11 protein-coding genes are annotated in these 12,429 nt (G+C 44.2%); 6 read left to right on the top strand and 5 right to left on the bottom strand.

Features of this window, described 5'->3' with window-relative positions; all coding sequences use genetic code 11:
• Positions 1 to 52: 52 nt before the first annotated feature.
• Positions 53 to 682 (bottom strand): TetR/AcrR family transcriptional regulator, encoded by a 630-nt coding sequence (locus A3729_RS29530; RefSeq protein ID WP_231872302.1) that lies wholly within the window; start codon positions 680 to 682, stop codon positions 53 to 55.
• 180 nt (positions 683 to 862) lie between these two features.
• On the opposite strand from A3729_RS29530, the gene A3729_RS29525 reads away from it, so the two are divergent.
• On the top strand, positions 863 to 2,029 hold the full coding sequence (locus A3729_RS29525; RefSeq protein WP_068506966.1) for a carboxylesterase: 1,167 nt from the start codon (positions 863 to 865) through the stop codon (positions 2,027 to 2,029).
• Positions 2,030 to 2,080: 51 nt separating this feature from the next.
• Here A3729_RS29525 and A3729_RS29520 read toward each other — a convergent pair whose 3' ends face one another.
• On the bottom strand, positions 2,081 to 2,386 hold the full coding sequence (locus A3729_RS29520; protein ID WP_068506944.1) for a DUF962 domain-containing protein: 306 nt from the start codon (positions 2,384 to 2,386) through the stop codon (positions 2,081 to 2,083).
• A 359-nt stretch (positions 2,387 to 2,745) separates the two neighbouring features.
• Between A3729_RS29520 and A3729_RS29515 the strand changes: the two genes are divergently transcribed.
• The gene (locus A3729_RS29515; RefSeq protein WP_068506940.1) at positions 2,746 to 4,194 is read left to right on the top strand and encodes a malate:quinone oxidoreductase; all 1,449 of its coding nucleotides are present in this window, start codon (positions 2,746 to 2,748) and stop codon (positions 4,192 to 4,194) included.
• Positions 4,195 to 4,389: 195 nt separating this feature from the next.
• Positions 4,390 to 4,956, top strand: a complete 567-nt coding sequence (locus tag A3729_RS29510; RefSeq protein ID WP_068506939.1) for a hypothetical protein — start codon at positions 4,390 to 4,392, stop codon at positions 4,954 to 4,956.
• Positions 4,957 to 5,029: 73 nt separating this feature from the next.
• Here A3729_RS29510 and A3729_RS29505 read toward each other — a convergent pair whose 3' ends face one another.
• Entirely contained in the window at positions 5,030 to 5,386 is a 357-nt protein-coding gene (locus tag A3729_RS29505; protein ID WP_068506937.1) for a hypothetical protein, read from the bottom strand.
• Positions 5,387 to 5,710: 324 nt separating this feature from the next.
• Between A3729_RS29505 and A3729_RS29500 the strand changes: the two genes are divergently transcribed.
• Complete coding sequence (locus A3729_RS29500) at positions 5,711 to 7,093, top strand: DUF1329 domain-containing protein (RefSeq protein WP_068506933.1); 1,383 nt, start codon at positions 5,711 to 5,713, stop codon at positions 7,091 to 7,093.
• Between the two features lie 77 nt (positions 7,094 to 7,170).
• Here A3729_RS29500 and A3729_RS29495 read toward each other — a convergent pair whose 3' ends face one another.
• Both A3729_RS29495 and A3729_RS29490 read right to left on the bottom strand, forming a co-directional pair.
• Complete coding sequence (locus tag A3729_RS29495) at positions 7,171 to 9,189, bottom strand: ATP-binding protein (RefSeq protein WP_068506932.1); 2,019 nt, start codon at positions 9,187 to 9,189, stop codon at positions 7,171 to 7,173.
• A complete protein-coding gene (locus A3729_RS29490) occupies positions 9,189 to 9,884 on the bottom strand; it encodes a response regulator transcription factor (RefSeq protein ID WP_068506930.1) in 696 nt (231 codons plus the stop codon). The genes A3729_RS29495 and A3729_RS29490 overlap by 1 nt, the downstream gene beginning before the upstream one ends.
• A gap of 294 nt (positions 9,885 to 10,178) precedes the next feature.
• Between A3729_RS29490 and A3729_RS29485 the strand changes: the two genes are divergently transcribed.
• Both A3729_RS29485 and A3729_RS29480 read left to right on the top strand, forming a co-directional pair.
• A complete protein-coding gene (locus A3729_RS29485) occupies positions 10,179 to 11,060 on the top strand; it encodes an OmpA family protein (protein WP_068554790.1) in 882 nt (293 codons plus the stop codon).
• 101 nt (positions 11,061 to 11,161) lie between these two features.
• A partial coding sequence (locus tag A3729_RS29480) for a VIT domain-containing protein (RefSeq protein WP_197476274.1) occupies positions 11,162 to 12,429 on the top strand: 1,268 nt, incomplete at its 3' end.

Here is a 12,429-nt window from a genome sequence, read left to right as displayed (position 1 = left end):
AGTGTTCTAATAGCTCAGCTCAAGCGCTGACTTTTACAATTAATATTTATCATTATTTATATCGAGCCAAAAACATATCAACGGTTTCGCGCACTAGTGCTTGTTTTTCAGGTTCAGATAAAACAGGCGCAATTTGAACAACTTGAGGCCAAAAGCAACTTCCCTTTATTAGGTTGTGAAGCTGTGTGAAAGCTAGCTCTGTGTCATGTAAATTTAGGCGCTTATCTTTAGACGCGCTTTCTAACCATAGCGTCAGCGCGGTGTCTTCATCATCGAACTTTTCAAGTTCTTTTTGTAGGGCCTCCGGCTGGAACAGGAAGTGCCCTAGCGCCACGCGTGCTAAATCGATATATTCTTTGTCGCCCACCAGATTCACTTCTTGCTTTAGTAATGCTGTTAGCTGCTCACCCAAGGGGCTGACGGCATCATAATGAACATCAATTTTCACCATCGCCTGATCCCATAGATCTTTCAGCAAATACATTACCAAGGCTTCTTTAGAGTCGAAGTGATTGTAGACCGTTCGCTTTGATACCTGGGCAATTTCCGCTAGCTTATCCATGCTTGTCGCATCTACGCCATATTCCTTAAAGGCTTTTCTCGCGGCATCAATGATCGCCTCTCTCTTTAATTCACTGCGGCTTTTGCTTTTTTCGCTTAAGGTCTGACAGATTACGTTCACATTGAGTCTCAACAGCTTAAATACCAATAAAGTACATTTTTACACTGCATAGTTTACTTTTCAATTTAAATAAGTAAACTGCACTGATTAGTTTACTTATTGTATGGCGACGTCATGGTGGGCTCAGTGATGGATCGCTATGGAAGCGGGCAGCATGCTGTAAGTCAGAAGGAGAGAATCATGTTACGTTTAATAGCGCGCGTTGCTTTGGTGCTTACAGCACTGATGATTGTTAAAGGTTGTGCGAGTATGCCGGACAGCAAAATGCCTTTGCATCAGAGTGCTGAGTATTACAATTATATTCAGCGAGACTTTGAAAGCTATATAGAGGTGTCTAGAGCATGGTTATCGCATAACCGAAGTTTTATTTCACAGAACAAGCAAAAAGAGATCAACATGAACGCACCGTTTATGTTGATGCCTAATGAGCCGACACAGAAAGCTGTATTGCTGGTTCACGGCTTGGGAGACTCGCCTTATTCTTTTTCTGATATTGCTAAATCGCTCCACGGCGAAGGGTATGCTGTTCACGTTTTACTTTTGCCTGGGCACGGAAGTAAGCCTTCGGACTTAATGCTCTCTCACTATGAAGATTGGCAAGACATTGTTGACCACTATGCTCTACAGCTGAAAAAACAGTACAACAAGGTTTTACTAGGCGGTTTTTCTACCGGTGCAAACCTCGTGACTATCAATGCCATTGAGCAGGGTGGTGTTGATGGTTTGCTTCTGTTTTCTCCGGGCTTTGAGACATTTTCACCTTTTGTAGAGCGTTTGGCTCCCATCTTTGCGACATTTATGGACTGGGGCTGGAAGGCAGAAGAAGATAACCTAGCCCGATATCGCTCCTCGCCAATTAATGCTTCGATCGCTTACTCTGAGAGTGCACAATATGTCAGAGACTTATTTGAATCAAAGCAAACAAATGTCCCAACCCTGATTGTGATGAGCGAGGCAGACAGTGTCATTAACCCTCATGCCATCAAAGGATACTTTGACTCAAACTTCACCCATGCATCAAATCGCTTCATTTGGTATGGAGAGTCTATTATTGAAGACGATAAGATTATCACTAAGTCTATGAAACTGCCGGAACTGAGAATCAGTTCTGGCTCACATATGAGCCCACTATTCGCTCCAGACAACCCTTACTACGGCAAAAAAGGAGAAAAACGAATGTGCGGAAACAGCTTTAATCCCTCAAATACGCGCCGATGCGAAGAGGGTGAAAGTGTATGGTTTTCAGCATGGGGTTATAGCGAAGAAGACAAACTATTTGCCCGTTTAACATGGAACCCTTACTACTCGAAAATGGAGCAAGCTCTAAGACTTTTTCTTCGGAATTAAACATGCTGCTCTATGCGAATGTTGCGTGACCAGACAGTGGTTCCCTCACAACTAAGACCAGCTAACTTTGCCGAGCAGCATATCCTTAAACATCACAAAGTCACCCATTAAACTCCATAGCGGGTATGTAAAAGTAGCCGGACGGTTCTTTTCAAAAAAGAAATGTCCGACCCAGGCGAAACCATAACCGACTAGTGGCAGAGCGATTAGCAGTGACCAATTTTGCGTACTAATAAGTGTAACGAGCAGTAAAATAACGAGTGCAGTACCGAGGAAGTGCAAGCGCCTGCATGTCGCGTTGCTGTGTTCAGATAGGTAGTAAGGGTAGAATTCTTTGAAGCTTTGGTAGGTTTTCATTTTGGATAACTCTCTTATTGTTTTTTATATAGTAATCTTATCGGTGCTGCAGTGCCAATTGTTGCTAAGGTGAATTTTCTCTTAAGTTTAATTGATAGATAACATGATTTTTTAGCTTCGGTTAAGCAGTGGTGCTTTATGTCTTGGATACAAATCACTCGAAAAAGGCCAGATATTTGTATAAAATAGCGCCCGGTAAAATCCGGTAACTCGTTATCATCGAGCTCAACCGGCAAATCAGGTGTTGTAGTCTCATCATAAAAACATCTTGGCATTACTTTGGGTGACCCTCAAACAAGCCAAATCTGACTCTTCTCCTCGTATCAAGTTTAAACCACGCTTACAAGCAAGAGTATTATATGAATGTAGTAATTGTCGGCGCAGGGATAATGGGAATTACCTTTGCCACCCTAGCGAAAGAACTGAACCCGAAGCTTAAAATAACCATCATAGAGCGCCTTTCTGGGCCAGCCAAAAGCAACTCCAGCGTATTCAATAACGCGGGAACAGGCCATGAAGCAAATTGTGAATTGAACTATACGCCGGTCGATGAGGATATTATCGAAGTCGAAAAGGCACTCGCAATACACGGTCAATTCAATATCGCCAAGCAGTTTTGGGCTTATTTGGTTAAGAAGGGGATTATCGAAGACCCTACAAGCTTTATCGTTCCGACAAAACACTGCACCCTGGTTCATGAAGACAGTATCAATGAGCTGAAATTGCGTTTTGAAGAAATGTCTCAGCACCACTATTTTGAGCATATGCAGTATTCGGAAGATCATGATGAAATTAAATCATGGATCCCCTATACCATGGAAAATCGACCGACTTCTGAAAAGATGGCTGCGACCATGATTGCGACGGGAACAGATGTTAATTTTGAGTCGATCACCGAGCAAATGGCTGCTTATTTGGCAAAGCAGGAAGGGGTTGAATTTCACTACGGAACGCATGTTACGCGTGTTCATAAAAACCCGGTTAAGCAATGGCTAGTTGAAACCCAAAAAGGCGATCAGAAAATGCGCTTTAAAGGCGACACGCTATTTGTTGCCGCAGGTGGAGGCGCATTCCCGCTTCTTAAACTAAGCCACTTACCAGATAGAACTCGATTTGCAGGCTTCCCTGTTGGTGGTCGCTTCTTGATGGCGCCTATTAGTGAAGAAGACGCTAAACACTACTCTGCAAAAACTTACGGTAAAGCGAAAGTCGGCGCACCACCCATGTCGGTTCCGCATCTGGATTTGCGTGCTGCTAACGGAAAGCATTACTTGCTGTTTGGTCCTTTTGCGACCTTTATGCCGGTGCTGGAAAAAGGCCGAGGTTTCCTTGAGTACTTAAAGTCTATGCGCTTTCATGATATCCCTAACTTTTTGAATGTTGCGCGAGAGCACTTTCCATTAATGAAGTACCTTATTTCCGAGACCTTTGTTTGTAAGGAAAAGATGCTGAAGGAACTAGAAGACTTTGCGCCAGGTTTAAGTAGTAAATTCAACTGGCAGGTTAGTCCGGCAGGTCAGCGAGTGCAAATCATTAAAGATGGTGACTTGCAGATGGGCACCGAGATTATTGTCTCTGATGATAAAACCTACGGGACGCTACTAGGTGCCTCGCCGGGGGCGTCGGTATCACCTGAAGTGATGTTGCGACTGGTTGAACAACTCATGCCATTCCTGATTGAAGATGAGGAAGGCAATAGCAAATTACGAGAAATCTTCCCCGTTCACAGCCTCAGAAAGCTGGAAAAGGACGCTAAGCTCTATCGTGCTATCCGTGATGATGTCAATGAAACCCTAGGCATCGGATAAGCCCTCCAAGCCCAAACACCTAGGGATTTTGCCGATGATCAATCCGCTTCCTTAGGTCTTATGGGCTATTTCACAAGGTTTTACCTCAGTGTTACCTGTTGTTACCACTTTGGGATAATTTGTCATTCCTTTACTTGTTACAATCCTCGGGAATTTATTTAAGGCCCCTTTGTTTGTAACGACTAGGAATATTTGATGACGAATGATATATGGATGAACCTTGGTATACAGAACTCTTTCTCGCAAGATTATGGGCTGTTGTACGATAATTTGGCACTAACGGCCAGTGCACTTGCGGCTTTTTTAATGCTATTGCTCTTACATAGAGTATCGTCGCTGTACCGTGCAAGTCAGCTAAGCAGGCATGAAACTGAAGAGGGTAACGCTGTAGGGTTCTCATCCCAATTAATTGATTTTGCTCAGTTTCATATTAATAGTGTTCATCAAGGGGCTGGAGAGAAACGAGTATTTGAGGATCAAGAAAACCGAAGTGAAGTTGGTTTGTTTTTTATTGGGGCAGTAGAGTTTGTCGTTAAGATGAATGGCTTGTCGTCAAAGCAGCGGCATATGCTTATTGTGGAGCTGCTTCGAGAGAGTCTGGGCTTTTCTGCAAAGGAGGTGAGTAAAGTTTACTCGCAAGCTTTGGTGACTTGCTCAAACTCGCCTTCTAAGAATACAGTAAAGCTCGGAGCAAAAGCATTTAAAGAATGGTCTACAAACGACTTCTCAGGAAGCGTCCATCTATCTACAGTCTTATCATAACCCTAGACGCTAGGTCGTTCTCAGAAGCTTGCAGTCTTTTGAGAACGAGCCTTGATAGCCAAGAATAATTAGTTTACTTCATCAAGCATAATGCGAATGGCACCACCTCAATAAAGTTTTCGCCAGTTAAAAACTTTGTTTTATCTTTGTAGTTAAGTGCATAAAAGTCATCTTTATCGCTCCAAATACTGCTTTGGCGATTGATAGTGTAAAAAGCATTCTCACTATCAAATGCTTCTAGGTACCAGGTCTCAGCCCACTCCTTGTCTTCAAGAACCCAAACTTTGTAGTCACAATTCTTGTTAAATGGTTTTTTGTCACTGCTGATGTCTACCCACTGTGAGCGACCGTGTTTATCTGCAAGCACTGAACCCGAGCCGAATACTAGAACGCAAACAAGTAAAAAAGAAGATACAAAATTTTGGTACATAGGAAATTCTCCGCTGTTTTCATAATGAAGATTTGTAGAAAGTGAAGGTATTAGATAATCTTAGTTCAACAAGTACGAATGTTGAAGTAGATGAAGAGATTTAGTCACTTGATGATAGAGGCGATGCATAAATGTCAAAGAGACTAGTGTTGATATAAATATTCACTCAGGTTTAAAACAGTGGGTTGGGAAAATAAGGTTTTCCTTCCTATACTAATTAGTTCCGGCTTGCTCCATTAGTATGCTTTGAGTTTATCAAGCTTCGCTATTGCCGTTGTTCAAGTAATTTATAAAGCCTCAAATTAAGCAGGTAAGGTGTAGAATATGAATGGAAAATCCTTATCTTTCTTAGGTTTAACTGTTATAGCCATGCTGTCCTTTAATGCGCAAGCAAAAGTTTCTTCGGAGGCCGCAGCTGAATTAGGCGTATCTTTGACTCCTTTTGGCTCAGTTAAAGAAAGTAATCAATACAAAACAATTCCTGCTTGGGATGGTGGTATTACCGAGGTGCCAGATGGGTTTAAGGGCAACGGTTTTCCTCATGTCGACCCCTTCGCCGACGATGAAATTAAGTTCTCGATCGACCAGAGCAATTACAAAGACTACAAGAAAAAGCTGACTCCAGGTCAGTATAAAATGTTTGAGACTTACCCAGAGACTTTTAAAATAAACGTTTATCCTACTCATCGCTCACACTCCTTGCCAGAGTGGGTCAGCAAGAATACGCGTAAGAATGCCCTTACCTCAGAGCTTCTCGATAATGGCCAGGGCTTCGAAAATGCTTTTGGTGGCGTGCCATTTCCAATTTTGCATGGCAGCAGTGATGACAAGGCTTTACAGGTTATGTGGAACCATTTGACGCGCTGGAGAGGTGTTTTTCTCACCAAAAGTGCAACGGAAGTGGCGGTTCAGCGAAATGGTGCATTCACACCGATTACGAAGCAATACGAAATATTATTCAATTTCCATAAACCTAATGGGAGTTTTAAGAAGCTAAACAATATTCTTTTCTACTTTCTTGCGTTTAATAAAGCGCCCGCGCGTTTAGCGGGTGGCGCTTTGTTAGTGCACGAAACTCTTGATCAGATAAAAGAGGAGCGTCAGGTGTGGGATTATAGTTCTGGTCAGCGCAGAGTTAGGCGGGCACCGAACTTAGCTTACGATTCACCGATTGCATCATCAGATAACACACGAACTGCTGACGATACGGATATGTATAACGGTGCTCCCGATCGTTATAACTGGGAGTATGTTGGTTTGAAAGAATATTTTATCCCATATAATAATTATAAGGTTGACGCTGAAGGGGTGGAGTATGCAGACCTGGTTTTAGCGGGGCACCTCAACCCTGAGTATATTCGCTGGGAGTTGCATCGAGTACACGTGGTGAAAGCGAAACTAAAGAAGGGGGTTCGTCATGTCTATAAAGAACGAGTGTACTATGTTGATGAAGATAGCTGGGGTATCTCATTGGTTGATCAGTATGATAAGTATGATGAGCTATGGCGTGTGAGTATGGCGCTAATGAAAAACTATTATGAGCTTCCCGGTACAGCGGCGAGCGTGAATGTTTATCATGATTTACGATCGCAAAGATATAGTGCCAACGGTCTGTCTTCAGAAGAGAAGCGTGCGGTAGTTTTTGATGACGAAGCACCGAGTTCACGTCATTTCAAGCCGGCTTCACTGCGTCGTCGTGCTCGTTGAGTTCAATAAATAGATAGCTCTTTTTGAGGCGGCTCGACATTGCGCTTAGCTTTATAGTTATTTAGGTAACTATAAAGCTATAGCTTTCTGAATATCAGGGTGAACACGACACCTGTTTCATCTTTACGGTTTCTGACCTTGAGCGTTGCTCGATGGTGATCGGCAATGATTCTGGCGACATGAAGCCCAAGCCCAAGATGTACTTCACCACCCTCCGAACGTGTAGAAGTCATTGGCGCAAAGAGTTCATTCATTTTTCCTTCGGTAATCGTTGGCCCATCATTCTCGACCTCAATCAAGGTTTCTAAGTCGTTATCGATCAAGCGAAGGCATACCTTGCCGTCATCTGAACAAAAACCAAAGGCGTTATCCAGAAGTTTATCGAGTAGTTGTTCGAGCCTAGAGCTTTCCGCCATCACCCACACCACTTTATTGGGTTGTTCGGTTCGTAGGCCCTCCCAGGATGAGCAGTAATCTTCTAAAAACTCGCTTAGGTTCAGGCTTGCTAAATGTTCATTTTGCAATGCATTTTCAAGGCTAGCCGCTTCAGTGAGCTGTTGTGAGATCTTGCTTATTTGATCAACCCCGGCATCGAGTTTTTTAACATAAGTATTATCTTTTAGTTCAGGCCTGTCATCGATTAGGTTCTCTAGCGAGGTTCTGAGCTTGTTAAGTGGGTTGGAAATCTCGTGGCGAAGTGTTTGTGGCATGCGTTCTAAAAACTGCGTATAGGATTGTTGCTGCTTAAGCAAGCTGCTGATGCTGCGTGACAAGTCCCCCAATTCATCGGGTGCTGTTTTACTAGAGATATTGTCAGTGCTGATGATTCGGCCTTGCCCGTCAATAGCATTGTGGGCACTGTGGCTTAATTTGGTGATGCGTTGGGCCAGAATGAGGGCATAGATAAACATCAGTGCGATGATCAGGGCAATGATAGCGCCGGTTTTAATTGCAATAGCTTGTAGTCTGGTTTTGTGTTGTTCAAGTACATGGCTGGCAGCTTCATCGATGACGACTAGGCCTATGGCTTTATTATCCTTAATGATTGGGTAACAGGTCGTTATTCTGGAGTCCGGAGCGTCGCCTTTCATATGCTGGTATTGCTGAACGCTACCCTTCAAGGCATTGTTTAGGCAGTCTTGATCAAGTTCAAAGCCGCCTTTGTCTCTTGCTGCAAAGGCCCACTCGCGGCCCCGGCGGTCGTAGATGCCTAAATGCGCGTAGTTGGACTTCAGCTGGTCAATGACTCGCTGTAGCTCTCTTGCATGAAGTTCTAGAGGGTTAAATTGACCTGCCAACTCAGACGGTAGTGTCGAGATAATTGCCTTGGGACCAAGGGAGGGCTGCTGGTCGACATCGACAACTGCAATATGCAGTTCTGCTCCTTGGGTATCTAATTGGCTTAGGGGAAGGCGAAATTCAACAACATAGCCTGACTCAGAACGTCGCCAAAAGCCTTGAATGCCTGTCTGGTGACTTTCGATCTCAGTACTGGGTGCGATACCGTATTCCCATTCATGATTACTGAAGTAACTCGCTAAGGGGCCTTCATGTTCAGCAGGAAGAATGATGCGTTCAATATGGCCTTCTGGTGCGCGATAACTTAAGCGAATATGATCACTATAATCGAGCCGAAGGTGGTTGCGGCGATAACTGACTAGTTCGTCAGTGACGGCGATAGCTGCGTAAAGGTAATGCTGGGTTTGAGCCAGTTGTAAGGTAAAAGCCGCTTCAGGAGAATCTGTCGTATTGGTTTGTCTATAGCGCTTATCATAGGCAAGGCGAGATGATTCAACCAGCTTTTCTGGCCAATCACTTAGCTCGCCATCCAGTCGCAATGATGTCTGTAAAACCGGTGCTGCCAAGGCGTGCTTATGGAGCTCACTGCTTTCGTTCGCTGCAAGCAGGGTGGGAATATCTTTTTGAGTGGCGAGTAAATTGGTAGCGATGGCTTTGGCTTCAATCTCTTGAATATGGGCCTGAGTACTCAAACTTGCTTCTTTGATCTGTTGCCAATAATTATAAGCAACGAGTGGAATGGCTAACATAGCCAAACTGAGCACCGCGACTTGAGCTTTTATTCCGAAGCCAGGCATTAGCTTTGTTCCCAGCGATAGCCGAAGCCCGGTTTGTTGCGAATATGCTTAAACTCAACCTTTGTTGCATTAAACTTTTTGCGGATATTTTTAATATGGCTGTTAATGGTACCGTTAGTAACGAGGCGCTGCATGGTGCTTTCTGCCAAAGCTTGGTAATCAATACCTTCTGAGCCAGCTTGATAAATTGCATAAAACAGACGGAACTCTGTTAGCGTTAAAGGAATAGATTGCCCATGCCAGGATACATAAGACTTTTCTTCATCAATCGATAGTTCAGAGCTTGAGCTGGAGGTTGAAGGCTCAATGGTTTCTATGCGCGCTTGGTGAATGCGCTGTAGGCTTTTAATTCGTTCAGCTAGCAGTGCTAACGAAATTGGCTTGGTTTGATAGTCCCAAGCGCCAAGGCGCAAACCGAACACCTGGTCAATTTCATCAGAACGCTCACTTAGGAATATAACGGGTAGTTTACTCCCGCCATCAATCAGGCGTCGGCAGATGGTAAAACCTCCATCTTCATCTTCGCCCAGTACCACATCGAGTAATACCATATCGGGTGGATTATTCTTTATACCGTTTAAGGCATCCTCAACATTGTCGTAGCAGCTTGTGCTAAAGCCTTTGCGCTTCAATGAGTCGGCGTAATTTTGTTGCTGGTCGATATCATCTTCAACGATCGCAATGTGGTAGGACATTCTGCAGCTTTCCTAAAGGGCTTATAGATAAAACCAGAGTGCTTACTATAACGCAGAATGGATGATTTTTACGCCACGAAGTGACGATCTCCATAACTTCTCCATGACAGCCCTGCTTTATCCAGAGAGTCAAAGCGAAGCTAAGCTTTCTCTCCTTTACTCGCCTTTTTCTTCCAGAGCGCTTCATAAGCTCTCCATTACCTAAATACGGCAAATTGTTTCAATAGTCTCATCGATACGGCAAGCACTCAGGTGCCAGATATCGTTTCTTAAATAGATTAAGTGGAGATCACTATGAAGCAAATAATGAATAAATCGAAAATCGCCAGCCTGGTATTGCTCGCTAGTATGAGTTCAGCGCCTTTTGCTAATGAACTGGCAGAACAAACGAGTGCAGAAAGTAATGAGTCAACCTATTGGGGGCTGGGCATTGGCTCTGTCTTAGGCGGCATTATTGCAGGCCCTCCGGGTATTGCTATAGGTGCTAGCTTAGGTGGTGCTTTTGGTTGGGGGCAAGATCAGCACGAGGCGCTTGAAGAGGCTCAGGAACAGTTGCACGAACAGGCGAACTTAGTGACGTCTAGCTCCAATGACTTGAACACAGAGATGGAAAAGCTAAGAGCAACCAGGGCTAAGTTAGGTGAGCTAAAGCGTCGTCATCACCATCAAACTGAAAAGTTAAATGACTTACAAGCTGAGTTGGCGAGCAAGGTTCAAACCTTAGAACAGAGCGATTTGTCGAATCTTTTGAGTGCCTATACCCAAGAGATCTACTTTGAAAAAGGCCAAGCGCGTGTCCCCTCATATGTTAGCGATCGTATTTCCAGTATGGCGGAGTTCTTACAGCGCTATCCTCATCTACAGATAACTTTGACAGGCTTTAGCGACCAAAGTGGCCCAGCGATATTCAACCAAGAACTATCCCGTGAGAGAGCTCAGGGCGTGAAAGATGCTTTGCTCGCTCAAGGTATCTCAGCAGAACGCATTGTGATTAAGTCAGTCGGTGAAAGCATGGCTCATGTGGCTGAAGGTGATGAGGGCAACGCAATTTTAGATCGTCGTGTAGCAATCGAGTTCGGCCAAGATAGCCCGCAAGAAATAATTTCAACAAAAGAGGAGCCAATAGAACCTTCGCAAGTGATTGAAAGCACGTCACTTGCAGAATTAAGTCAGTGAAAGTTCTTATTTGAATGCAGCTAAATGCCATGGCGACCTTATGTGTCGCTATGGCGTGAATAATGTTTTTGATCAACGGACTTTACTTAGTTGGAGGTCATATGCGAGCTCTAGAGAATAAACACTATCTCGATAATTCATGCTCTATTTTTAGAACCCGAGGCTGGCGTAGCGTGGCAGAAGTTTGTGCTTTGAGTTTTGTTTTTTATCTTTGGATGTTATCCCAGAGTGTCTTGGCGTCTGAGCATGACGCTAGCAAAAGCTACAGCTCTTTATGGTTGAGCCCTATAGAAGGGCAAGAGGCAGAAGCGCTAACAGAGCAAGAACAAGAGGATTTCTCGGCTCTGCAGCTGAGGACTCATGTCAGTATTCAGGTCGTGGGGCCGATATCTCGAGTGAGCGTTAAACAAGAATTTTATAACCCCAGTGATTTATGGGTGGAAGGCGAATATAGCTATCCCTTACCCGAGACCGCTGCAGTTGACCAACTAAGATTGCATATTGGTGACAGAGTGGTCGAAGGACAGGTTCAGGAAAAAAAGCAGGCAGCTAAAACCTTTGCCAAGGCTCGCAAAGAGGGAAAAAAGGCCAGCCTCTTATCGCATCGTCGAAGTAATCGATTTCGAACTCAGCTCACTAATATCGGGCCAAATGAAAGTGTCACGGTAGAGTTCGAGTATCAACAATGGCTAGATTATAAAGCTGGGCAATACGATTTGCGCTTCCCCATGGTTTCAACACCTACATATACATCAACAGTCGAGGAGGGCAGTCGCGCTAGTCTGCAAAAGGGCTTTGTCTTCCCAGAAAACCATTATCGACGCTTGGCAGAGAAAGCCGGCAACCCGCTAAGTGTTACGCTGGATATCGATGCTGGCATTCCTATCAATGCGCCAGAGAGTAATAGTCATCAAGTGAGAATTAACAAGATTGATTCAAGCAGATACCAAATTGTGCTAACAGGGAAGGCAGAGCTTTCCAATAGAGACTTTCTAATAAGCTGGCAACCAGAGGCCGCATCGCAATCCACTGTGACGGTGTTGCACGAGCCAAGTTCTGATGACAGCGGTGAAGACCAGTACGGCTTATTGATGGTGATGCCGCCCCAGGAGAAATTCGCTGAGGATGACTCTCAAGATCGAAATCTGGTTTTGGTGCTGGATGTTTCGGGTAGTATGCAGGGTGCTTCGATACAACAGGCTAAAGCGGCCATGTTAAAAGCGCTCGACCAGCTAGAAGAAGATGACTTCTTTAACCTGATCTGGTTTAACAATCGTGCTATGTCTTTGTTTCCTATCAGTCAGCAAGCTTCTGCTCGTAACTTATCAATCGCAAGACACAAAGTGAATCAGCTCAATGCGAATGGTGG

Source organism: Oleiphilus sp. HI0043, assembly GCF_001634935.1.
The sequence above is the reverse complement of the archived record's forward strand: the minus strand, read 5'-3'. Positions and strand labels throughout refer to the sequence as shown.

Bases quoted from the DNA above. Each gene is read 5' to 3' on its own strand.
- A3729_RS29515 (WP_068506940.1), top strand. From the start codon at position 2,746: ATGAATGTAGTAATTGTCGGCGCAGGGATAATGGGAATTACCTTTGCC.
- A3729_RS29505 (WP_068506937.1), bottom strand. From the start codon at position 5,386: ATGTACCAAAATTTTGTATCTTCTTTTTTACTTGTTTGCGTTCTAGTA.
- A3729_RS29495 (WP_068506932.1), bottom strand. From the start codon at position 9,189: ATGCCTGGCTTCGGAATAAAAGCTCAAGTCGCGGTGCTCAGTTTGGCT.
- A3729_RS29525 (WP_068506966.1), top strand. From the start codon at position 863: ATGTTACGTTTAATAGCGCGCGTTGCTTTGGTGCTTACAGCACTGATG.
- A3729_RS29500 (WP_068506933.1), top strand. From the start codon at position 5,711: ATGAATGGAAAATCCTTATCTTTCTTAGGTTTAACTGTTATAGCCATG.
- A3729_RS29520 (WP_068506944.1), bottom strand. From the start codon at position 2,386: ATGAAAACCTACCAAAGCTTCAAAGAATTCTACCCTTACTACCTATCT.
- A3729_RS29510 (WP_068506939.1), top strand. From the start codon at position 4,390: ATGACGAATGATATATGGATGAACCTTGGTATACAGAACTCTTTCTCG.
- A3729_RS29485 (WP_068554790.1), top strand. From the start codon at position 10,179: ATGAAGCAAATAATGAATAAATCGAAAATCGCCAGCCTGGTATTGCTC.
- A3729_RS29490 (WP_068506930.1), bottom strand. From the start codon at position 9,884: ATGTCCTACCACATTGCGATCGTTGAAGATGATATCGACCAGCAACAA.